Below are 22984 nucleotides of genomic sequence, written 5' to 3'. Positions count from 1 at the left end.
TCCTAGAAAAGGTTAATCTGTTTATTGTGCCTCCACAGTGTGAGCAATTACTTATTAAACTCCTTCTATCCCCTTCATCTAAATTATTGGTACACTATTTGAAAGCCTTTTATTCTCAAAAATCAAACCTATTATTTTTCTATCACACTGGTATATCTATTCTCTATATTGGAAATAGTAGTGATACAAACAACATTTACAGGAGTTGATTTTTAGATGAAAGTAAGACAAGACGCATGGTCCCACGAAGATGATTTATTACTAGCTGAAACTGTACTACGACACATTCGAGAAGGAAGTACGCAACTACGTGCCTTCGATGAGGTTGGTGACGAAACAAATCGTACGTCCGCTGCATGTGGATTTCGTTGGAACGCGGTCGTACGCCAACAATATGAAGAAGAAATAAAATTAGCAAAAAAAGAACGAAAAGAGCGGAAACGGGCAGCTTCATACCTCCCTTACTCTAAACCAGTACAAACCATCACAACCGAACAAAGCCGTGAACTATCTTTAACCGATGTCATCGGCTATTTGCAACACTTAAATCGAGACGACAATCAATCAGACAAACTAAAAAAAGAAAATGAAAAATTACTAAAAGAAAACCTCGAACTGTTAACCAAAAACAAAGAGTTAGAATCAGAATTAGAGAAAACGAAGAAGGATCACAAAGTCATTGAAGAAGACTATCAATCACTTATTCAGATCATGAATCGTGCTAGACGAATGGCTATTCTTCAAGAGGACGAGCCAATGTCACCGTCTACATTTAAGATGGATAAAAACGGGAACCTTGAAAAAGTCGCAAAATAAAAGCAACAGAAATAATGATTTCTGTTGCTTTTTCTCTATATCTTTTAACTTATAGTGCGTGTTCAAGAAGGTGGAATAAAAGTACCAATCAGCTAAAGTCGCAGCTGGAGCTTATGCTCTGTGAAAGCGCACGAGCAAGCCAACTCGGTCTTTTTGAACACCCTTTTATACGTCCTCAATGACGATATAGCACGCCTGAATCGGTCCATGAACGCCAACGACCAAGTTCATTTCAATATCAGCACTGTTACTTGGACCTGAAATAAAGTTCACACATGAAGGAAAACGTCCTTCTTGCTTTGCTATCTTATGAATTTCATGAGTCGCTTGCGTCATCCGTGGTACAATGGTACTTTTTGGAATAAGTGCAATATACTTTTCTGGAAGCAAGCTGACCGAACGCCCTTTGCCTTGATCACTTAATAAAACGACCGTACCTGATTCAGCAAGTGTCATATCAGAAAACGTAATGCCAATATCGGCTCTCTCGGCAATTTTAATGTTCTCATCCCCGCGTGCAGGCTCCCATTGATAAAACTCTTTACCTTCGCCAGTTAGCTTATCAAAGTATTTATCAAGTTTTTGCTCGTGGAATCGAGGATCATCCCATGTAATTAATGATTTGCCATCAAAACGCTCAATCACTTCTCCAAGTACACGCTCGACCTGAGCGGAAGTCGTCACTTCAATCTCTGTGTGAATACGGCTACATTGCTCTTTTAGTTGCTCTAACAATTGATCTTGCGAATAATCTTTAAATACCTCCCATTGTGGTTGCTTTTTCCACTGTGGACGAGTAACTCCTGATGTTCGGCGGTCTCTCCCTAGCCGACCAGCAACGGTATTTAAAAACTTTTCTTTATTTTGAATCATTCCAGAGGTCATGATTTTGTTCCTCCTTGATCACGTTTTTTAAACCACGATCTAAAGTTCTCTTTGCTCGGTTCAGGGAAGTCACGAATATCTGTCCACGGCTTCACAGGTCCTGGTCCTTTCGTGATTTTCCCCTCTTTTGAATATGGCCCCATCATCGTTGGTGCTGCTTTTGACCCTATGTTATAAATTTTAGGAGAGCTCGCTGCCATCGCAAAGCCTTTCATCGCTAATTTTTCTCCAAATGCACCTTTTCCTTCTTTCTCAATCATATTGCGACGATGCTTAATTAATAAATCATGCAACGGAATTTTTACCGGACATGCTTCTGTACAAGCGCCACATAAGCTTGAAGCGTATGGTAACTCTTTGTAATCATCATAGCCACCTAACAACGGTGAAAGGACAGCACCGATTGGCCCAGGATAAATCGAACCGTAAGAATGACCACCGATATGTCGATATATTGGACAAACATTGATACAAGCGGCACAACGAATACATTGTAATGCCGATTGAAATTCTGTGCCGAGAATATTTGAACGCCCGTTGTCTACAATAACTAAGTGAAATTCTTCTGGCCCGTCAACATCGCCTTCTTCTTTCGGACCGGTTAATCCCGTAATATAACTTGTTAATTTTTGTCCGACTGCACTTCGACAAAGCATACTAACTAACACATCTAACTCTTCCCATGTTGGAACAATACGCTCCATTCCCATCACGGTGATCTGCGTTTTTGGCAGTGTTGACGCTAGTCTTGCATTTCCCTCATTTGTCACTAAGGAAATACTTCCTGATTCAGCCACTGCGAAGTTACATCCTGTAATCCCAATATCCGCTTCTAAAAATTCGCCACGGAGCTGTTCACGTGCAAACAACGCCAACTCTTCTGGTTTCGACGTATTTTCATAGCCTTTCTTTTCATGAAAGGTATCCCGAATTTGATCCTTGTTTTTGTGCAGAGCCGGTGCAACGATATGGGATGGTGGGTCATGATCATCAATTTGGAGAATGTATTCGCCTAAATCTGACTCAATCACTTCACACCCAGCAGCTTCTAATGCTTCATTCATACTAATTTCTTCAGTAACCATTGATTTTGACTTGATTACTTTTTTTGCTTGTTTCTGTTTAGCAATCGACTGGACATATTCGTTTGCTTCTTCCGCTGTTTGTGCGAAATATACATGCCCACCTTTTTTTACAACGTTTTCTGCTAATTGCTCTAAATAATAATCGAGGTTTTCTAGTGTATGCTGACGGATCTCTTCTGCATGATCTCGCCAATCCTCCCAATTTCCTAATTCATCAGCAGCGTTTAGTCGCCCATTCTTTAACCGTTCTTGCGCAGAAACCATCGCCTTACGCATAAAAGTGTTGTTTAAGCCTTCGTCGACTCGTCCAAAAAACTCGTCTTGACCAATTTTCATAGCCATGGTTACTCACCAACTTTCTATTTTATTTCGTTTTATCTAAAACTTCGGCAATATGCATTACTTTAATCGGTTTGCCCTGACGTTCAATTCGTCCACCGATATTCATCAAACAACCGCAATCAGCTCCCACTAAAACTTCAGCTTTGGTCTCTTCAATATGTTCAATTTTCTCATTAACCATTTGTTCTGAAATTGGAACCATTTTGACCGAAAAAGTTCCACCGAAGCCGCAACACGTTTCTTTGTTCGGTAAGCTTGTTAACGTTAACCCTTCAACATTCTCTAACAATGTCATCGGAGCATCTTTGACACCGAGGAGTCTTGTCATATGGCAAGATGTATGATATGTCACATTTGCATCCAGCTTTGCACCGACATCTTTAACTTTTAAGACTTCAACAATAAACTGCGTAAATTCAAAAGACTTATTAGCAAGTTCCTCCGCACGCACCTGCCACTCAGGGTCATCTTCAAACAAATGCTTATATTCATGTAGCATCGACACACAAGAGCCAGCTGGCGAAACAACGTAATCTGAGTTTTCGAACGTTCTAATCATATGTTTGGCTACTTCTCGCGCTTCTTTATGGTAGCCGCTATTGTAGGCAGGTTGCCCACAGCATGTTTGATTCTCAGGAAAGTCAACTTCACACCCTAACCGTTCTAACACTTCAACTGTATGCTTACCTACATTTGTATAAAAAACATCTGCTAAACATGTAATAAATAATGAGACTTTCATTGTCCTATCCCCTTCGAGTTAATTATCCGGTCATCTGATGACCTATTCAATAAAAAGTGTGGGAAGGAGCTATCTTAATGAAGGATCAGTGACCTTAAGATCAAAACCTCAGAACTTATTCCGAGAGCTTCCTGAATCTTGTACATCACCTAGGTACACAATCATTTAGTAGACAGCTACTTTCCACCTTATTTGATTCTATGATGAGTGACTATCTCTTATTCTTATTGTAGAGAATCATCACACGATTGGCAACAATTGAACTATGCGGCGTCTTTTTGTTGCTTACTTTCTTCACGTTGCTTTTGACTTCCTTTAATAAAGGCGAACACAGCCCCACTGACGACAATTGTAACCATCAACGTTCCGATATTGAAGCCAAACCCATTTAAGGCAACAAATCCAATACCTCCTGCAAAGAATACATAATAGGTAGTTGGGATCAGTGTTTTACGAATTAAATTCCCTTCTTTTCCAACTAAGCCGGCTGCTGCTGAAGCGGCTACAACATTGTGAACACAAATCATGTTACCTGCAGCTCCTCCAACCGCTTGAAGAGCGACAACCGTTGCACCAGCAACACCGATATTTTCAGCTACACCAAATTGGAACAACGAAAACATCATGTTACTAATCGTATTACTTCCGGCAACAAACGCGCCTAATGCTCCGATCGCTGGCGCTACCGCCGGCCAATTCTCACCAATCGCAACAGATACACCTTCAGCTAATACAAGCGGCATGCTTTCAAAACCACTCGCATTGACATCCGAGTTGATAAAGACTTGAACCATCGGCACCGAGAATAACAACGCTGGTGCAGCGCTTACAATCGTTCCAAAAGAGTCTTTGAGGGCGCGACCATAAGCATTTGATGTCATTTTGTAAAGGAAATACGAGATAATTGATACCGTGATTAAAACAGTACCTGGTAAGAATAAAGGCTCACTATCAATTGATATTTCTGTACCAAAGATATTATTTGCCTCTAATGTGAATGCTTTAAGCCAATCACCAAATGGTAGTGAATTTACACGAGTGATAACGAGTAACGCACCAACGATAATGTATGGTAACCACGCCATAAATGGTGATATTGGCTTCGCTAACGGTTGATTTGAAATCTCTAATTTACCAGTCCATTCCGGATCCCATTTAGATTTCTCTTCAAAATTCCACACTTTCTTCGGCATTAAAAAGCCTCGTTTAGCAGCTGGAACAACAATCGCCAGTCCGATTAACCCTCCAAACATCGCTGGAAACTCTGGACCAAGAACGTTAGCGACAATTGCAAATGGGACAGTAAATGCCACCCCTGCAAATAACGCAAACTTCCATAGTGCTAGCCCTTCAGTGAATGACTTGTTTTTACCGAAGAACCTCGTTAACAAGGTAACCATAAACAGCGGAATCAACAGCCCTACAATCGCGTGAATGATAGCAACTTGTCCACCAATCGAGTTAATATACGCATCAAATGTCATCCCTAAGCTTGACGCAGTCCCTTCAACCATAGATGATCCACTGAGTCCTGAACCAACACCAATTAAAATCGGTGTACCTACAGCCCCATAGGACACTGGTGTTGATTGAATGATTAAGGCAACCATAACTGCCCCCATCGCAGGAAAACCAACAGCTACTAATAATGGTGCTGCAATGGCCGCTGGCGTTCCCCAGCCGGATGCCCCTTCGATAAATGACCCAAACAACCAGCAAATGATAATCGCCTGAACTCGTCGGTCTGGAGAAATGTCCGTAAATCCTTGACGTATCGTTTGAATGGCACCGCTTTCTTTTAACGTATTAAGCATCAAGATCGCACCAAAGACGATAAATAATACTTCTAAAGCGGTTACAACTCCGTTCATACTGGCAGCTGCCACTTGATTACCGGGCACATCCCAGACAAACATCGCAATAACAACTGTGACAATAAAAGCAATCGGCATCGCACGTTTGGCAGGCCAACGTAAAATAACTAAGAACAATAAGACTGAAAGAATAGGTACAAGTGCTAATAAAGATAAAACTCCAATACTCATTTCCCTTCCCCCCTCAAAAGTATGTAAGTTCATCTAATTCCCATTATCCATATATAGAAAAAATAATGATAATCATATCTACCGGTCATCAGATGACTAATGTAAGTGGTTTCATTATAAGTAAAATTCATAAATTATTCAAGAGTTTGATCACTAAAAAGTTCAGAATTTTTTCAGAAATGTTTTTTTAATATAAGCTTCCATTGCACATCTTCTATAACCCATTTTCGAAGCGGTGCGAGTAAGCGAACTCCCTTGATTACTCCTTCCTGATCGCGCACTCCGCCCCTTTACCACACAAAACAATGAAAAAAACAGCCATAAAACGGCTGCTTTTTGCAAAAAATTATTCAAATTTCACTGATTGACTATCGTTCAATTTTAATATCCTTTAATAACGTTGTAACGACATGTCCAGCCATAATTAAGCCAGAAACGGATGGAACAAACGCATTCGATGATGGTGGCATTTTTGCTTTACGTATCGGTGAATTCTCTGCTTCTTCAGGAACAATTTCTTTACGTATGTCTTCACGGATTTTAATCGGCTGTTCATCTGAAAAGACAACATTGATCCCTTTATGAATGCCTTGTTTTCTTAACTTTGTACGAATCACCTTAGCGATTGGATCATAGCTCGTTTTTGAAATGTCGGCGATTCTTAAACGTGTCGGATCCATTTTATTAGCTACTCCCATGCTCGAGATAATCGGAACGTTTCGTGTAAGGCACTCTTTCATCAAATGAATTTTATAGGAAATTGTATCACTTGCATCGACAACAAAATCAAGATCATATTCAAAAAACTGCTCATAGGTTTCTTCCGTATAAAACATCTTTAAAGCAATAACCTCACAGTCTGGATTAATATCTGCAATTCGTTCCTTCATTAAATCAACTTTGGGTTGTCCTACCGTTGATAATAATGCATGGACTTGTCGATTGACATTTGTGATATCAACATCATCTTTATCCACGAGGACGAGGCGACCAACCCCAGACCGAGCTAATGCTTCAGCTGAAAATGAGCCTACTCCTCCGATCCCCAAAACTGCAACCGTACTATTTTTTAAGACATCTAGCCCATCATGGCCTATTGCCAATTCATTTCGAGAAAATTGATGTAACATCTGTTAACTCCTTCCAAACCCTCTATTCTCCGTAATACACTCGGAATTGAATATACCATAGTAAGAAATAAAAGGGAAGTTTTGCAAACAGTTTGGACTACGTTCTCCTTGAAACAATTTCTCTTCATCAAGGTAATCTCCCTCAAATGATTTCTATCAAAGGCGGTGCGAGTAAGCCTCCTTCATCAAGCATCAGCTCTGCTGGCGCACTCCGCCCCTTAACCACTACAACATAAAAAAAACTAAGAGAAGTTTTCCCTTAGGTGATTTCGAATATGTATAGGTAAGAGTCCCAATTGTGCCGTAAAAACTTAGTTTTGAACCTGCTCTCACGCAGGTGGGTGCTCTGTCTAAATCTTCATACGTCCTCAGTTGTAAAGGCATGTACTCCGATTTATGAACTGCAAGCTCCCTCTTATAAAGTGTTGGCTCAAAACGTAGAGTATCCTACGAACACCTTAGGACTCTTAAATTTCTTACATTTATCATACCATGTGTTATGAAGCGATTCAATAACATTTTACGGATATTTTACAGGAAATCATTTGCCGCTTGATTTGAGGACAAGGCCTAGTTATGGTACATTTAACTGTGATAAAGGAGGCGTTACTTTGAAACCTGTAGCCATTCATCGTTGTGTTGAGATCTACCAAGAAATCGGTTGGACAGAGAAACGAACAGTAGAAAACTGGTATGACCTCGAGCTATATAACAGCGAACTTCATATGAACGGATCAGTCATTGCGCTAACTCGAATTTTTGATATGTCTTACCGACCTATTAATTCAGGGTTCGGCTTTTTATATTTACATACTGATTCTGGTGTGAAATCGTTATACGTCAAAACGCCGCCTCACCATTTTATTGACTCATTTAAACAACTGAAACAAAAAGCATAATTAACGTGCGTTCAAGAGGCAGCGCACGAACAAACAACCAAGAACTTTGACAGTCATTTTTACCGAAGTTTGTGAACATCCCTTAAAAATATTTATACAGCTGCTTCAAGCTTCACTAGTTTCCTCCCATAAATGGGATAAGAGTCATAGACATCCGTTAATGGCAAGTATTCAACGCACGTATCCGTAGTGATAAACCAACCGAAGCCCTCATCTTCTTCAATGACTTCATTCAGGTGGTAAGTGATCTGATCCAAATGCTCTTTCACCCGATCAACATCCTCTTTCTTGAAAAAAAGAAGCCATTCACTTTGGTTGGTACATGCTTTTATGTTTTTTCGTTTATATTCAGGTTGCTTCGTTTGTCTAAAGTGATGAACAAAGTCTTCAACCATACTATTTGCTGTCGGTTCTTTTCCAGCCCCTGGCCCAGTAAATAATAAGTTTGTACCAGACTCTCCTTCAAGATGAACCGCATTTGTTACGCCATCGACTGTAGCTAACGGGTGGCTTTGTGCGACAAAGCTAGGTCGTACTCCCCCAAAAACACGTTCTCCATCTGTTCTTGCTTCAGCAACGAGTTTCATTTTCAGCCCATGTGTTTTTGCCGCCTCAATATGCCAACGCTCAACGTTACGTATCCCAATGCGGGCAAACGTTGACTGTTCAGCCCAGCTTCCAAAGCATAACTTACTTAAAATCCGTAGCTTATACCAAGCATCAAACCCCTCTACATCATCTGTTGGGTCCGCTTCAGCAAAACCCAGAGCTTGGGCCTCTTCTAGAACTTCGTCAAAATCGCGCCCCTTCTCATTCATCTCTGTAACTATGTAATTTGTCGTTCCATTTAAGATCCCAGAAACCTTAGTGATTGCGGTTGTTGGTAACAAGGAGCTGAGGACATTAATAATTGGGATTCCTCCAGCAACGGCTGCTTCATAACTAATAAAACTACCATGCTCATTTGCAAGTGCTTCTAACTCACGACCAGCAAAAGCAATTAATTTTTTATTAGCTGTAATTACAGGTACATTCCTGTTTAATAGACGACTAATATAATCTTTGGCTGGTTCAACACCGCCCATTTGCTCAAAAACGATATCATACCGATCCTTAAAAAAGTCATTCGGATTATCAGTAAATAATTGCTCATCAGCATTTCTTTGTTTTTGAAAATCTTTCACCAAAATCTTTTTTACCTCTACTCGATCTCCTAATACCTGTTCTATTTCAGCCTTTGCTGAATAAATTCGTTCAAAAACACCTTCCCCGACTGTCCCAAATCCAAGTAAACCGATAGATATCATTGTGTCATCCTCCTCTGCGTAAGTAAAAAAAACCTTTCCGATAAGGAAAGGTTTTTTAAAAATACCGTTCACTTATCTTTCAGAGCGTTCACGCTCTGCTGAAATTAGCACCGTAGTTTGTGAATACAAACCGGTTGCCGGGTGTCACAGGGTCAGTCCCTCAACCACTCTTGATAAGTAATTTATGAAAATGTCTTATTATTTTTAAGCTTGAGACTAATTATAGCGAGGAGTCTCTGCTTCTGTCAATGATAAATTATGCCTTTACTTCTTCCTCTTCTTTTTTCGGAACAATGCTTAAGTTTAATTCCTCAAGCTGAGCATCACTCACTTCACCTGGTGCATTTGTGAGGAGGTCACTTGCACTCGCTGTTTTAGGGAAAGCAATCGTATCACGTAGGTTCGTTCTGCCTGCTAAAATCATGATCATGCGATCCAACCCAAGGGCAATTCCTCCATGAGGTGGTGTACCATATTCAAAGGCATCCATTAAGAAGCCGAATTGGCTTCTTGCTTCTTCCTCAGAGAAGCCAAGTGTTTTAAACATTTTTTCTTGAAGATCACGCTCAAAAATACGTTGTGATCCGCCACCTAATTCATACCCGTTCAGCACAAGGTCATAAGCTTCAGCACGAACACGACCAGGGTCAGTATCTAAATGCTCAAGATCTTCTTTCATCGGTCTTGTGAACGGATGGTGTAAGGCAACATAACGCTTAGCATCTTCATCATATTCAACAAGCGGGAATTCAGTCACCCATAAGAAGTTGAACTTACTTTCATCAATTAAACCAAGTTCCTTACCGAACTTCAGACGAAGGGCACCCATACTATCAAATACGACTTGTTTTTTATCAGCTCCAAAGAATAGAAGATCGCCAGGTTCTGCATCAAGCGCTTGTCTAAGTGCTGCTGTCTCTTCTTCGTTAAAGAATTTAGCAATCGGCCCTTTGAGCTCATCTTCTTCGACTTTTAGCCATGCAAGCCCCTTCGCACCATAAATCGCTACGAAGTCAGCTAAATCATCAATTTCTTTACGAGAATAACGAGTTGCTACCCCCTTCACATTTAATCCTTTAACGATTCCACCGTTTTCAATTGCATTTGTAAACACCTTGAACTTACTATCTTTTACGATATCTGAAAGCTCAACAAGCTCCATCCCAAAACGTGTATCTGGTTTATCTGAACCGAAACGATTCATCGCATCATCATACGTTAAACGTTCAAAAGGCGTGTTAATGTCCATTCCTTTAGTTTCTTTAACGATTTTTGCCATCATCGTTTCCATCATTGAGATTAAATCTTCTTTTTCCATAAATGATGTCTCAATATCGACTTGGGTAAATTCAGGCTGACGGTCAGCACGTAAGTCCTCATCACGGAAACAACGAACAATTTGATAGTAGCGCTCAAATCCCGAAACCATTAATAATTGTTTAAATAATTGCGGCGACTGTGGTAAAGCATAAAATTCGCCATGATGAACACGACTTGGAACTAAATAGTCACGCGCCCCTTCTGGTGTACTCTTCGTTAACATCGGTGTTTCAATTTCATAGAAGCTTTCATCATCAAGGAAATCTCGAATCAGCTTAGTTGTACGATGACGAAGTTTAAATGTCTCCTGCATTTCTGGACGGCGCAAATCAAGATAGCGATACTTTAAGCGAATATCCTCAGATACATCCGTGTTTTCTTCGATTTGGAATGGTAGCGCCTTAGCAGCATTTAAAATGTTGATCTTATCCACTCGAACCTCAACCTTACCAGTTGGGATTTTCTCATTGACCGTTTCCTCATCACGCTTGACAACCGTTCCTTCGATATCTAAAACATACTCACTCCGTACACGGTCAGCGATTTGTAGTGCCTCATTAGAATCTTCTGGGCTAAATACGATTTGTACAATCCCTGAACGGTCACGTAAATCAATAAAAATCACTTGCCCTAAATCGCGTCGAGTTTGAACCCAGCCTTTTAACTGAACGCGTTGTCCAATCGTTTCTTCTAAAATTTCTCCACAATGATGTGTTCTACCAATCATTTTAATTCCTCCTTAACATTTCCCTTGTAAATATGTAACTAACTCGTCAATCGCGACTTCTTCTTGATTGCCTGTTTCCATCTCTTTGACAGAGATTTTATTGCTTGCTAATTCGTCATCCCCAAGTACGGCGGTGTACTTCGCTTTAAGACGATCAGCTGCTTTAAACTGTGCCTTCATTTTTCTATTTTGATAATCTTTTTCTGCACTTATCCCTGCTTGGCGTAACTGGTTGAGCAGGCTCGCACTTCTATCTTGGGCTTTTTCCCCCATGGTCACAATGTAACAATCAATGGATTGCTCAACTGGGATTTCAATATTTTGTGCTTTTAACGCCATTAATAAGCGCTCAATACTTAAAGCAAATCCAATCCCAGGTGTGTTCGGTCCACCGATATCTTCAACTAAACCATTATAGCGGCCACCGCCACTTAAGGTCGTAATTGCACCAAAGCCTTCACCATCAATCATAATTTCAAATGCTGTATGGTTGTAATAATCAAGGCCACGGACGAGTGTTGCATCAACCACATAATCAATTTCCATCGCTGATAAGTAGCTTTTTACTTTCTCGAAGTATTGCTTCGATTCATCCGTTAGATACTCGAGTATTGACGGTGCATTCGTCATTAACGGATGATTACTGTCTTTTTTACAATCCAAAATTCTTAATGGGTTCTTTTCAAGGCGACTCTGACAATCACTACAAAATTCACTGATGCTTGGTTTAAAGTGATCTATAAGTGCTTTTCGATGTGCTTCCCGACTTTCTTGGTCACCTAGGCTGTTGAGTACAAGTTTAATATTTTTCAAGCCTAGTTCACTGTAAAAACCCATCGCTAACGCAATGACTTCAGCATCAATGGCCGGATCATCACTACCTAATGCCTCAATCCCAAACTGGACAAACTGTCTCATTCGGCCTGACTGCGGTCGCTCATAGCGGAACATCGGACCAATATAATAAAGTTTCGTCGGCTGGTTTGGGTCACCATATAATTTATTTTCAACATACGCTCTCGCAACAGACGCTGTACCTTCAGGTCGTAAGGTCACACTACGACCACCACGGTCTTCAAATGTGTACATTTCCTTTTGGACAATATCCGTCGTATCCCCGACTCCGCGTTGGAACAATTCTGTTTGTTCAAACATCGGTGTACGAATTTCCTTATAATTGTACCGTTTGCAGATGTCGTGTGCTGTTTGCTCAATATACTGCCATAATTCCACGTCACCAGGGAGAATGTCTTGCGTCCCACGTGGTATTTGGATTTTCATATCAAAACTCCTTCCATTCTAACGATTATTGCAGCACGCACAAAAATACAAAAAAACACAAAAAACTCCCACCCCTGAATACATTCAGGGACGAGAGAGTATACCCGTGGTGCCACCCTAATTGAAGCTGTTCACTTCCACTTTAACAGTTAACGCCTGCATACGTTTTCCCCTACTACTTCTATCTCGGTTCAGAGAAAATCCTCTGAGGTGTTCATTCATTAAGAGACATGTAGAAATGCTTGCAGCCTAGACATTCCCTCTCTAAACATGTAGATTCTTAACTACTTTTCCTCATCAATGGATCGTACTTGTTCGTTTTCATTTGTATTCTATCATACGAATGAATAAAGGCAGTGTCAATAACTTTAGACAAAATTCGATCAGTTCCTCGACAACTTCTTTTTTAATACATTCACTTCTCGTAATGACAAGCCAAATTCATCAGCCAATTCCATATTTGTCTGGTGTTGTTCGTGATTGATAAAATCATGAAAATCGACGTGAAACAACTGATCAGCTTTACTAACACCATTTTGCTTTAAACTAGATCTCATCGTTGCTCTTCCTTTCTTTATCAACAGTTATGATCTAGCTTTTCCAAAATTACACGTTTCATTTCATAATTAAAGATTTTTTACCTTTTTAATCATTAAGATTTACTTTCGATAATTAAAGTAACCGGTCCATCATTTGTTAACTGAACATCCATCATCTCACCAAACACACCAGTTTCAACGGTAATCCCTTTCGAACGCAACTCTTGATTAAACGCCTCATATAGCTCATTTGCTACATCAGGCTTCGCTGCATTCATAAAATTAGGACGACGTCCCTTACGGCAATCACCATATAACGTGAACTGTGATACCGATAACACACTGCCTTTGACATCAAGTAACGATAAATTCATTTTTTGATTTTCATCTTCAAATATTCGTAAATTGGCTACTTTATCAGCAACATATGTAACATCATCCATAGAATCATCATGCGTAATCCCGACTAGTAAAACAAGACCGTGATCAATCGCTCCTGTGACATCTCCATTAACCGTCACAGATGCCTGTTTTGCTCGTTGTAGTACGACTTTCATAACAAAAAACCCCTATAATAAACGTTTTTAACTCAACAATAGAGCTGCCCTCGTCAAGTCACGACTCACCTACTAAAAATCTATCCGCTCGTGTGCCTGAGGTGTGATTGTTACTTAAACTAGGTAACAGCTCATTGCTAAACTTAGTGCATAATTCGACGCACAGAATAAATATCAGGAAGCTGTTTAATTTTTTCAACTACCTTAAAAAGGTGATCTTTATTATGAATCGAAATCGTCATATGAATCGTTGCTACCTTGTTACGGTGATCAGACCGTCCAGATACAGCATTCATATACGTTTTTGATTCAGTAACTGCTTGTAGCACTTCATTTAACAAGCCTCTACGGTCATAACCGGTGATTTCAATATCAACATTGTAGCTCTTCTTCGCTTGCTTATATGCTTCCCACTCAACTGTCAACAAGCGGCCTTCCGCTTCTTTGTTATTCACATTCGGACAATCAGATCGGTGGATCGAGACGCCGCGCCCCTTTGTTATAAAGCCGATGATGTCATCGCCTGGAACTGGGTTGCAGCATTTTGAGAGACGAATCAATAAGTTATCAACACCTTTAACCCGAACACCGATGCTCGTCTTTTTCTTGGCTGTGTATGGGCTAATTTCTGCGACAGCCTCTGCGAGTGATTGCTCTTCTTGTTCTTGTCCTTTTTGCTTACGGTATTTCTCTGTTAGTCGCGTTGCAATCTGTTTTGAGCTTATCCCACTATAACCAACTGCTGCATACATATCTTCCTCGCCTGTAAAACTAAACTTATTAGCTACTTCCTCAATATTTTCAGGTGTTAATACTTCTTTTGGTTCACAATCAAGATTTTTGATTTCTTTTTCAACAAGCTCTTTCCCTTTTGAAATGTTCTCTTCACGTCGCTCTTTCTTATACCATTGGCGAATTTTATTTTTCGCATGAGAACTTTGAGTAATCTTCAACCAATCTTGGCTTGGACCATATGAATGCTTAGAAGTCAACACTTCAATAATATCACCCGTTTTCAATTGGTGATCAAGCGGAACCATTTTACCATTCACTTTAGCACCTATACAGCGATTGCCAATTTCCGTATGGATCCGGTAGGCAAAATCGAGTGGTACAGATCCCCGAGGCAACTCGATAACGTCCCCTTTCGGTGTAAACACGAAGACCATATCAGAAAATAGGTCAATCTTCAGTGACTCCATAAATTCCTGTGCATCGTTTGCATCATTTTGCCATTCAATAATTTCGCGAAACCACGTAAGCTTATCTTCAAGACTTTTATTGTTATCTGCCGTTTTTCCTTCTTTATATGCCCAATGAGCAGCGACCCCATATTCGGCAATTCGATGCATTTCTTCTGAGCGAATTTGCACCTCAAGCGGTTCCCCTTTCGGCCCAATAACGGTTGTATGAAGAGACTGATACATGTTTGCTTTTGGCATCGCAATATAGTCTTTGAAGCGCCCAGGCATCGGCTTCCAGCATGTATGAATGACACCTAAAACGGCATAACAATCTTTGATATTTTTGACAATAATTCGCACCGCTAATAAATCATAAATTTCATTAAACTGTTTGTTTTGCAATGCCATTTTGCGATAAATGCTGTAAATATGCTTCGGTCGCCCTGAAATATCTGCATCTACCTTAATATCATCAAGGCTCTCATAAATCTTATCGATCACATCTTTTATATATAATTCACGTTCCGCACGCTTTCGCTTCATAAGATTAACAATCCGATAATACTGTTGTGGATCAAGGTAACGAAGTGCCGTATCTTCTAACTCCCACTTCACAGTGGATATCCCTAAACGGTGTGCGAGCGGTGCAAAGATTTCTAACGTTTCATTTGAAATTCTTCGTTGTTTTTCTGGTGGCAAATGCTTTAGGGTACGCATATTATGGAGGCGATCAGCCAACTTAATCAGTATGACACGAATATCCTTGGCCATCGCAACAAACATTTTGCGGTGGTTTTCTGCTTGTTGTTCTTCTTTCGACTTATATTTGATCTTCCCTAATTTTGTGACTCCATCGACAAGCATGGCGACTTCATCATTAAAGGCACTTGCCAACTCTTCAAGTGTCACCGACGTATCTTCAACTACATCATGAAGAAACGCTGCTGCTATCGTATTGGGGTCCATTTCAAGTTCAACTAAAATACCTGCAACCGAAACTGGGTGTAAGATATATGGTTCTCCTGATTTTCTATACTGCTCTTTATGAGCGGACTCAGCAAAACGATAAGCATCTGTTAAAAAAGCTATATGTTCATCAGAAAGGTATTGACTCGCCTTTTCTAATACTTGATCAATTGTCATGGAATCACCTTTAACCTTTTCAATCCGTTTCTATATTTCTTTTATTATCGTTAAGAATAGAGACTCTGTAAAGAGGGAAACACAAAAATTGTTAAGAAGATTGCCAAATCGGTGGCTCATCATGCAATCTAGCAAAACTCCGCTTGCTTTTTCCATATAAACAAAGAGCGCTCGATCGTGAGCACCCCTCTGGTAGTTTATCCGTTGTTCTTAGTAAGTTGTCAACGTAAAGATATCATAGCTATCTAATTTCTCACGGCCATCAAGGTAGGTTAACTCAATCATGAACGCGATTCCGACAACGATTCCACCAAGTTCTTCAACCATTTTGATCGTAGCCTCAATGGTACCCCCGGTTGCTAATAAATCATCTGTAATGATGACACGCTGACCTTCTTGAATTGCATCCTTATGAATAGTCAAACAATCTTTTCCATATTCAAGGCCATAGTCAACCTTGACGACTTCACGCGGTAGCTTCCCTTCTTTTCGAACAGGAACAAAACCTAACCCTAACGTGTAAGCAACAGGACAACCGACAACAAACCCACGCGCTTCTGGCCCAACGATTACATCTGCATTTTTTTCCTTTGCATATTGAGCCATTTCATCGATCGCTTGTTTATATACTTCACCGTTTTGCATTAATGTCGTAATATCTTTAAAACGAATGCCTTCTTTCGGATAATCTTCTACAATTGTAATATGTTTCTTAAAGTCCATTAGTTAATCGTCTCCTTGATTTTGCTTTGCTCATTCATCACATTGTCAAACCAACCTTTTAGAACATCGTAGGAAGAATAAACAAATTCATTTTCTAAGTGTGCTTGACTTTGTTTTCTGCGATACGTTTTTGAAGCCACTAAATCCTTCTTTAAAGGCTGTTCAATTAATGTAATAAGGCCATCCTTTATTGTAACAAATTCTAATTCAAAAAACACCTTTGTCATAAAGTCAACCGTATCTTTTGACCAGCCTTTATATTTTGCAAGCTGATCTCCTTGTGTCTTCAGGTCAAACGTCTTTTGTTTTTTTAGAAAAGCATAATACCATTTAAAATGCTCACGTGTTGGATTCGTGGTAAAAAAGTGATCTTCTTGATGATGAAAAACTGTATAGATCCTCTCGGGTTGACCAGCAGTTACAAATAACTGATTTAGCTGCTCCATCTCATATGGTAAGTCTAAAAAGAACACGTAGCGATCAGTAAAATCAATCGGTGTTGGAGCCTCTTCAATAGCAATGACTTCTTCACGATAGGAAGCAAGATCTAATTGCTCCACTGTTTCACCGCGAAACGCTACCAACAAGAGTTTTTCTCTCGGCAGGTCTTGTAGTTTCTCAGCCAACTTTTGGACACCGCGAAAATCAAATAACTGCCATTCATTTACAGCGACATCTTCGAGCATGAACTGAGGTTTACAATGACCGTTCCATTCATTAATTGAAAGCTTACCAATCGCAGATACTTTGGCTGTCGGACTAATTTCATCAAACAGATGGCCTTGATGGAATCCGACGCCATCTAATGTTGCGTCATGTTCAGCAAATGTGACTTTTAAATGGTTTTTTTCACTGCCAATTTTTCGAATGTGCGACAGCGCTACATTTTCAATCATCACTTTTGGCGTTGGATTGCTAACACCAAAAGGTGCTAACTGCTCCATTTGTTCAATCACTTCAATTGAGATGCTATCAAGCGTTGTGACAAGATCGACACTTGTAAGCGGTATGAAGTCCTCACTCGTTAATGTTTCCTCTGCTTGCTTATTTAATCGGTTTCGCAGTTCATCAATATCTTCGATCGCCATCGTCAGCCCTGCTGCCATCGGATGCCCTCCAAAATGTGGCAATAAATCCCGACTTTTAGAGAGGTTACTAAACATATCAAACCCTTCAATACTACGTGCAGACCCTTTTGCTTCGCCTTTTTCACGATCTATGCTCAAGACGATCGTTGGGCGGTAATAGCGCTCGACTAAGCGAGAGGCCACAATCCCAATGACTCCAGGGTTCCAGTTCTCCCTGGCTATAATGAGAACAGAATGCTGATCAGGCGGATAATTGGCTTCAACTTCAGCAATCGCTTCCTCAGCCATTTGGTTAACAATCTCTTTCCGATCTTGGTTCAATTGATCAATATCTTCGGCGATCGCATCAGCCTCTTCTTGATCCTCTGAAATCAACAGGTGTACGGCAGGATCAGCGGAATCAAGACGACCAACTGCATTAATTCGCGGACCAATCCCAAAGCCGACATGCTCGGCATTGATCACTTGCTGGTCGATGCCACATACTTTTTTTATTGCTTTTATTCCTGGCTTTTGTGACACTTGCAACGCTTCGACGCCAAGTTTTGCAAGCAAACGATTCTCATCAACAAGTGGTACTAGGTCAGCAATTGTTCCAATCGCGACAATATCTAGCCACTCGGTTGGAACTCGTCCTAGTAAAGCATGCGCCAATTTAAAAGCAACACCGACACCGGCTAGCTCTTTAAATGGATATGGACAACCTGGCTTTTTCGGGTTAATAATGCAATAGGCATCGGGCAATTCAGGCGGCGGTTCATGATGGTCCGTCACAATAAAATCTAGGCCTAATTCCTTGGCCACAGCAGCTTCCTTCACAGCAGAAATCCCTGTATCAACAGTGACGACCAACCCGTATCCTTGTTCTTTCGCCCATCTCAATGCTGGTTCATTCGGTCCATAGCCCTCTGTAAACCGATTCGGAATATAGAAATCAAAATCTGCCTGTTTTTCACGGAGCGTATAGTACATAATCGTTGTACTGCTAACACCATCAGCATCATAGTCACCAAAAATAAGGATTTTCTCGTTTGCTTCAAGCGCCCGTTCAATACGCTCAACCGATTCACGCATCCCATCTAATAAAAAAGGATCATAAACGTCTACTTTTTCTTTATATAAAAAACGTTTCGCTGCTTGTACCGTTTCAATCCCACGATTAATAAGCAGCTGTGCTACTAAAGGAGAAAGCTGTAGCTGTTTGGTTAACTCAGATACTTTTCGATCATCACTTTGCTCAATTTTCCATCTCGCTTTTGCTTTCAGCATAAAAACACCCCTTGACCAACCTATTATACTAAAGGTCACAAGGGGTTACAATAACATTCCATTTCCATTCCTAGCAATCATCAACGTTGAATTTTAATGAAGCACTATTCCTTTGCTTCGTTTTTGTTAGCACTCTTGTTAGCCATTTTCTCTTCCGTTTGCTTTTCTTGCTGTGGTTTCTTTGAATTAGCTGTCTCTGGCTTATTGTTCATTGTCGTTTTCGCAAGCTTCGTGTTCAAACGCTTAATCTCTTGTTGCAATTGGTACACTTTTACTAAACCAACAGACCCTACAATAACTCCACCCATTAACACTGAACCAATGATAACTAATATTAACGGCCATTCCGCCGTTCCAAATACATAATTCACACGTACAGCATCCACATTAATCACTGCAAATACAGCGATTACGAGTGCTGCAATTAACCCCAAAATCAAACTCCATTGACCTCTCATCCAATCACCTTCCCCTACTCATCTGTATCATTTGCTGTATACGGGTTCACATGAACAAAGACATTGTGTACATGTTCAATCTCGATTAACTTTTGCTTCACATTCTTACCGACAGCATGCCCTTCTTCTACTGTCATCTCGGGGTTAACGGCAATTTTAATATCAACGATAACGTAGTGACCATGCTCGCGTGCATGAAACTCATCAATATTTAACACACCCTCAACTGAAGCAGCAACCTCTCTCATTTCTTCTGTATCTTCATCATGAAGCACATGATCAAGTGCATTATGTATCGATTGTCTACCGAGCGACCATGCCATCTTCATAATCAATATTGCAACGAATATCCCGGCAACTGGATCGGCATAAACAAGCCATGATACCCCAAAGTAACCACCGATGATCGCTCCACCTACACCAAGTAAGGCAGCAAATGAAGAAAACACATCAGAGCGATGGTGCCAGGCATCTGTTATTAACGCCTCACTTCTATATTTCTTACCCAAATGATACTTGTACCTAAACATAAGCTCTTTGACAATCATTGAAAACACAATCGCATAAATCGCAATCGTTTTTGGTACATCAATCGGTTCAAAAAATGATTTACCCGCTGAGATCGCAATCTCTAACCCAACGACAAACAACAAAACAGCAACGATAATCGCTGTTACTGACTCTGCTTTTCCATGACCATATGGATGATCACGATCAGGAGGCAGTTTGGCTGCACGAACCCCAATTAAAACAGCTACCGAGCCAACGACATCGGATGCCGAATGGACAGCATCTGCCACGAGCGCTCGGCTATTGGCAATGATACCAACAACCCCTTTGATAATCGCTAACATTACATTACCAATAATACCTATCCAGGCTCCAAACTTGACCTTTTGATAACGTTCATCAATCTTCTCTTGCGCTTCCATCGTATCACATCCCGAAACCAAGAAATATAAACATCCGTGCTTGAACTACAATCCACCTCATTTTATAGTGGCTATGATTACACATACGTAAATTATACCAATAAAAAGGCCATGGTATGCACCGATGGCCTTTTTATTTCTTTCTCTATTGAATGAAGAATTACGCCTCATTTTCAGCCGGACTGTCAAAGCGTTTCTTCTCAAGTTGTTTCGCTTTCCATACTAACCATACCTGTGAGGCTAAGAATAGCGAAGAGTAGGTTCCGGCAATTAATCCGAGTAACAAGGCAAACGCAAACGAGCGAATCGCCTCACCACCAAAGATCATAATCGCCGCCGCAGCAAACATTACTGTGACTACAGTATTAATAGAGCGTGCTAGTGTTTGCACCAAACTCTTATTCACAATCGCAGACAGGTCAGCAAAGCCTTTGACGCGTTTTGCATTTTTCATATTTTCACGAATACGGTCAAAAGTAACAATCGTATCGTTGATTGAATAACCGACGATCGTCAATACCGCCGCAATAAATGGTACATTTATCTCAATTTGTAACAAGCTAAATATAGTAATGATGAAGAAAGCGTCATGTAATAACGCGATAATTGCTGCAAATCCATACAGCAACTCAAAGCGAATCGCAACATAAATGATAATCCCAACCGAGGCAATTAACACAGAGATTAAGGCGTTTTGGGCTAGCTCTTGCCCCACTGTTGGCGATACCGTACTTGTATTGGGTTCTGCACCATATTGCTCGGCAAAGTACGCTTGAATTTCAGCTATTTCATCCGCATTTAGAACACCTATAAACTGTGCATAGCCATATTCATTTTGATCACCTGCAAGCGTTACATCATCAGGAACATATCCATCCCCAATTTGGGCAAAATCTTCAATCACTTGCTCTGCTGTTAACGGCTCAGGAGACATCACTTCAACTCGAGAACCACTTTCAAAATCGATCCCTAAGTTTAAACCAATTGTTGACAATAAGATAATGCCAAGGAGAGTAAAGGCAATTGAGAACGAAAAGAACTTTTTACGATGTTTAACAAAGTCTAGATTGCGGTCTTGAAAATTAAAGTTCACTAATCTCATCCTCCTTTACCCCAAATAAACGTGGCTTCTTATTCAGAATACGACTGTTGACCCAAAGTCCTAAAAGAAGGCGCGAGCCATACACAGAGGTAATAAAGCTCGTTAAAATACTAACGATTAACATCACCGCAAACCCCTGAACCGAGCTTGTCCCATAGTAAAACAGAACAGATGCCGCTAAAATCGTTGTAATATTGGCATCAAGAATCGTTGATAACGAGCGACGGCTCCCTGCCCTAAATGCAGACATAATCGATTTACCCGTACGAATTTCTTCTTTAATACGTTCATAGGTAATGATGTTCGCATCAACAGCCATCCCAACACCAAGGATCAGTGCTGCGATCCCAGGTAACGTTAATACCGCATTCATCCAGTTAAAGACGAGTAACACTAAGAAGATATAGGCAGACAGAGAAATGATAGCAATGATCCCCATAAAGCGGTAGTAGAACAACATATAAGCGAAGATCAATGCGATCCCGATAAACCCGGCAAAGATCGTTTTCTCCATTGCCTCTTCACCTAATGCTGCTCCGACGGAATTTGAGTACATCTCTTCTAGCTGTACTGGCAGTGAACCTGCATTTAAAATTTCAGCTAAAAAGCGCGTTTCCTCAAGTGTAAATGACCCTTCAATCATAACATTACGCGTGTTCAATGTTTGCCCAACACGTGGCGCAGACATAAATTTTGGCTCTTCTTTCATTAGCTCCTCTTGGAACGAATCGCCTTCTTCATAATCGAGCCAAATAACAAGAAGATTCTCACCTTCCGGACGTTGGGAAAGTTCTCTCGTTACGTCCGCAAACAAACTCGCATCCTTTAATGTTAATGTAACAATTGGATTATTATTTTCATCAAATGATGGGCTTGCCCCACCTTCTTCTAAATCCGCACCATCGAGCATTAATTCATCATTGACATCACGGAATGAAAGCTGTGCTTCTGTCGACAATAATTCTCGTGCGGTCTGTTGGTCCTCGACACCAGCTAACTGAACGCGAATCCGATCTTCACCCTCAATTGAAATATTCGGTTCAGATACACCAATGACATTTACACGCTGATTTAACGCACTAACTGTCGCGCTTAACACATCATCATCAATGACGTCTCCTTCTTCAGCAGGGTGTACTTGATACAAAATCTCAAACCCACCTTGAAGGTCTAAGCCTAGCTTAATTTCTTTTGCAGTTCCAATTACCGTTGATCCGATCAACCCGGCAAGCAAACCGACAATGAGAAAAAAAGCAAAAATCCGACCCTTTTTCACCATTCTAAAAAGCCTCCTTAAAAAATCACCAACGCTTGTCCATATAAACAAACTTAAAACACAATATTTCAATTATAGCGACCATTGTTTTTTCCTGTCAATTTTCTGCTAAACATTCACAACATTCACTTATA

The 22984-nt window shown here is 40.5% G+C and carries 19 protein-coding genes, 1 other RNA gene, 1 riboswitch and 1 other annotated feature; of the genes, 2 read left to right on the top strand and 18 right to left on the bottom strand.

Annotation, left to right across the window (positions count from 1 at the left end):
- The first annotated feature begins 216 nt into the window (after positions 1-216).
- Positions 217-816 (top strand): RsfA family transcriptional regulator, encoded by a 600-nt coding sequence (locus tag KH400_RS02815; RefSeq protein ID WP_217221682.1) that lies wholly within the window; start codon positions 217-219, stop codon positions 814-816.
- A 165-nt stretch (positions 817-981) separates the two neighbouring features.
- On the opposite strand, the gene KH400_RS02810 is transcribed toward KH400_RS02815, so the two are convergent.
- The 6 genes from KH400_RS02810 to ssrS form a co-directional block, all read right to left on the bottom strand.
- The gene (locus tag KH400_RS02810; RefSeq protein WP_217221681.1) at positions 982-1701 is read right to left on the bottom strand and encodes a LutC/YkgG family protein; all 720 of its coding nucleotides are present in this window, start codon (positions 1699-1701) and stop codon (positions 982-984) included.
- The gene (locus KH400_RS02805) at positions 1698-3128 is read right to left on the bottom strand and encodes a LutB/LldF family L-lactate oxidation iron-sulfur protein (protein WP_217221680.1); all 1431 of its coding nucleotides are present in this window, start codon (positions 3126-3128) and stop codon (positions 1698-1700) included. The genes KH400_RS02810 and KH400_RS02805 overlap by 4 nt, the downstream gene beginning before the upstream one ends.
- Before the next feature lie 22 nt (positions 3129-3150).
- On the bottom strand, positions 3151-3870 hold the full coding sequence (locus tag KH400_RS02800; protein ID WP_217221679.1) for a (Fe-S)-binding protein: 720 nt from the start codon (positions 3868-3870) through the stop codon (positions 3151-3153).
- A gap of 263 nt (positions 3871-4133) precedes the next feature.
- Positions 4134-5915 carry an L-lactate permease gene (locus KH400_RS02795; RefSeq protein ID WP_217221678.1) on the bottom strand — a complete coding sequence of 594 codons (1782 nt, stop codon included), beginning with the start codon at positions 5913-5915 and terminating at the stop codon, positions 4134-4136.
- Between the two features lie 368 nt (positions 5916-6283).
- The gene (locus KH400_RS02790) at positions 6284-7045 is read right to left on the bottom strand and encodes a tRNA threonylcarbamoyladenosine dehydratase (protein WP_217221677.1); all 762 of its coding nucleotides are present in this window, start codon (positions 7043-7045) and stop codon (positions 6284-6286) included.
- Between the two features lie 285 nt (positions 7046-7330).
- Positions 7331-7513, bottom strand: a non-coding RNA gene (gene ssrS, locus KH400_RS02785) — 6S RNA.
- Positions 7514-7656: 143 nt separating this feature from the next.
- Here ssrS and KH400_RS02780 point away from each other — a divergent pair.
- Positions 7657-7944: a hypothetical protein gene (locus KH400_RS02780; protein WP_217221676.1), complete on the top strand. Its 288-nt coding sequence runs from the start codon at positions 7657-7659 to the stop codon at positions 7942-7944.
- 92 nt (positions 7945-8036) lie between these two features.
- Here the strand turns inward: KH400_RS02780 and KH400_RS02775 are convergent, their stop codons facing one another.
- The 12 genes from KH400_RS02775 to secD all read right to left on the bottom strand — a co-directional run bounded on the left by KH400_RS02775 (position 8037) and on the right by secD (position 22853).
- Positions 8037-9251 (bottom strand): homoserine dehydrogenase, encoded by a 1215-nt coding sequence (locus KH400_RS02775; RefSeq protein ID WP_217221675.1) that lies wholly within the window; start codon positions 9249-9251, stop codon positions 8037-8039.
- A gap of 69 nt (positions 9252-9320) precedes the next feature.
- A riboswitch (SAM riboswitch) is annotated at positions 9321-9431 on the bottom strand.
- Between the two features lie 76 nt (positions 9432-9507).
- The gene (gene aspS / locus KH400_RS02770; RefSeq protein ID WP_217221674.1) at positions 9508-11298 is read right to left on the bottom strand and encodes an aspartate--tRNA ligase; all 1791 of its coding nucleotides are present in this window, start codon (positions 11296-11298) and stop codon (positions 9508-9510) included.
- 12 nt (positions 11299-11310) lie between these two features.
- Positions 11311-12579 (bottom strand): histidine--tRNA ligase, encoded by a 1269-nt coding sequence (gene hisS / locus KH400_RS02765; protein WP_217221673.1) that lies wholly within the window; start codon positions 12577-12579, stop codon positions 11311-11313.
- A gap of 83 nt (positions 12580-12662) precedes the next feature.
- Positions 12663-12889: a binding site (T-box leader), on the bottom strand.
- A 73-nt stretch (positions 12890-12962) separates the two neighbouring features.
- Positions 12963-13136: a hypothetical protein gene (locus tag KH400_RS02760; RefSeq protein ID WP_217221672.1), complete on the bottom strand. Its 174-nt coding sequence runs from the start codon at positions 13134-13136 to the stop codon at positions 12963-12965.
- A gap of 95 nt (positions 13137-13231) precedes the next feature.
- Positions 13232-13675, bottom strand: coding sequence for a D-aminoacyl-tRNA deacylase (dtd, locus tag KH400_RS02755; RefSeq protein ID WP_217221671.1), 444 nt, complete (start codon positions 13673-13675; stop codon positions 13232-13234).
- A gap of 143 nt (positions 13676-13818) precedes the next feature.
- Positions 13819-16002, bottom strand: coding sequence for a RelA/SpoT family protein (locus KH400_RS02750; protein ID WP_217221670.1), 2184 nt, complete (start codon positions 16000-16002; stop codon positions 13819-13821).
- Between the two features lie 210 nt (positions 16003-16212).
- Entirely contained in the window at positions 16213-16725 is a 513-nt protein-coding gene (locus KH400_RS02745) for an adenine phosphoribosyltransferase (protein WP_217221669.1), read from the bottom strand.
- Complete coding sequence (gene recJ / locus KH400_RS02740) at positions 16725-19082, bottom strand: single-stranded-DNA-specific exonuclease RecJ (protein ID WP_217221668.1); 2358 nt, start codon at positions 19080-19082, stop codon at positions 16725-16727. The genes KH400_RS02745 and recJ overlap by 1 nt, the downstream gene beginning before the upstream one ends.
- Before the next feature lie 104 nt (positions 19083-19186).
- Positions 19187-19540 carry a LapA family protein gene (locus KH400_RS02735; protein WP_217221667.1) on the bottom strand — a complete coding sequence of 118 codons (354 nt, stop codon included), beginning with the start codon at positions 19538-19540 and terminating at the stop codon, positions 19187-19189.
- Positions 19541-19554: 14 nt separating this feature from the next.
- Positions 19555-20472, bottom strand: coding sequence for a cation diffusion facilitator family transporter (locus KH400_RS02730; RefSeq protein ID WP_217221666.1), 918 nt, complete (start codon positions 20470-20472; stop codon positions 19555-19557).
- Between the two features lie 160 nt (positions 20473-20632).
- The gene (secF, locus tag KH400_RS02725) at positions 20633-21565 is read right to left on the bottom strand and encodes a protein translocase subunit SecF (protein WP_217221665.1); all 933 of its coding nucleotides are present in this window, start codon (positions 21563-21565) and stop codon (positions 20633-20635) included.
- Entirely contained in the window at positions 21555-22853 is a 1299-nt protein-coding gene (secD, locus tag KH400_RS02720) for a protein translocase subunit SecD (RefSeq protein ID WP_217221664.1), read from the bottom strand. Before secD ends, secF begins: the two co-directional genes overlap by 11 nt.
- Between the last annotated feature and the right edge of the window lie 131 nt (positions 22854-22984).

It is taken from the genome of Desertibacillus haloalkaliphilus, from assembly GCF_019039105.1.
GTDB lineage: Bacteria > Bacillota > Bacilli > Bacillales > KJ1-10-99 > Desertibacillus > Desertibacillus haloalkaliphilus.
The sequence above is the reverse complement of the archived record's forward strand: the minus strand, read 5'-3'. Positions and strand labels throughout refer to the sequence as shown.

Excerpts from the sequence above, each read along its gene's own strand:
- KH400_RS02815 (WP_217221682.1), top strand. The coding sequence starts at position 217 with ATGAAAGTAAGACAAGACGCATGGTCCCACGAAGATGATTTATTACTA.
- KH400_RS02810 (WP_217221681.1), bottom strand. The coding sequence starts at position 1,701 with ATGACCTCTGGAATGATTCAAAATAAAGAAAAGTTTTTAAATACCGTT.
- KH400_RS02805 (WP_217221680.1), bottom strand. The coding sequence starts at position 3,128 with ATGGCTATGAAAATTGGTCAAGACGAGTTTTTTGGACGAGTCGACGAA.
- KH400_RS02800 (WP_217221679.1), bottom strand. The coding sequence starts at position 3,870 with ATGAAAGTCTCATTATTTATTACATGTTTAGCAGATGTTTTTTATACA.
- KH400_RS02795 (WP_217221678.1), bottom strand. The coding sequence starts at position 5,915 with ATGAGTATTGGAGTTTTATCTTTATTAGCACTTGTACCTATTCTTTCA.
- KH400_RS02790 (WP_217221677.1), bottom strand. The coding sequence starts at position 7,045 with ATGTTACATCAATTTTCTCGAAATGAATTGGCAATAGGCCATGATGGG.
- KH400_RS02775 (WP_217221675.1), bottom strand. The coding sequence starts at position 9,251 with ATGATATCTATCGGTTTACTTGGATTTGGGACAGTCGGGGAAGGTGTT.
- aspS (WP_217221674.1), bottom strand. The coding sequence starts at position 11,298 with ATGATTGGTAGAACACATCATTGTGGAGAAATTTTAGAAGAAACGATT.
- hisS (WP_217221673.1), bottom strand. The coding sequence starts at position 12,579 with ATGAAAATCCAAATACCACGTGGGACGCAAGACATTCTCCCTGGTGAC.
- KH400_RS02760 (WP_217221672.1), bottom strand. The coding sequence starts at position 13,136 with ATGAGATCTAGTTTAAAGCAAAATGGTGTTAGTAAAGCTGATCAGTTG.
- dtd (WP_217221671.1), bottom strand. The coding sequence starts at position 13,675 with ATGAAAGTCGTACTACAACGAGCAAAACAGGCATCTGTGACGGTTAAT.
- KH400_RS02750 (WP_217221670.1), bottom strand. The coding sequence starts at position 16,002 with ATGACAATTGATCAAGTATTAGAAAAGGCGAGTCAATACCTTTCTGAT.
- KH400_RS02745 (WP_217221669.1), bottom strand. The coding sequence starts at position 16,725 with ATGGACTTTAAGAAACATATTACAATTGTAGAAGATTATCCGAAAGAA.
- recJ (WP_217221668.1), bottom strand. The coding sequence starts at position 19,082 with ATGCTGAAAGCAAAAGCGAGATGGAAAATTGAGCAAAGTGATGATCGA.
- KH400_RS02735 (WP_217221667.1), bottom strand. The coding sequence starts at position 19,540 with ATGAGAGGTCAATGGAGTTTGATTTTGGGGTTAATTGCAGCACTCGTA.
- KH400_RS02730 (WP_217221666.1), bottom strand. The coding sequence starts at position 20,472 with ATGGAAGCGCAAGAGAAGATTGATGAACGTTATCAAAAGGTCAAGTTT.
- secD (WP_217221664.1), bottom strand. The coding sequence starts at position 22,853 with ATGGTGAAAAAGGGTCGGATTTTTGCTTTTTTTCTCATTGTCGGTTTG.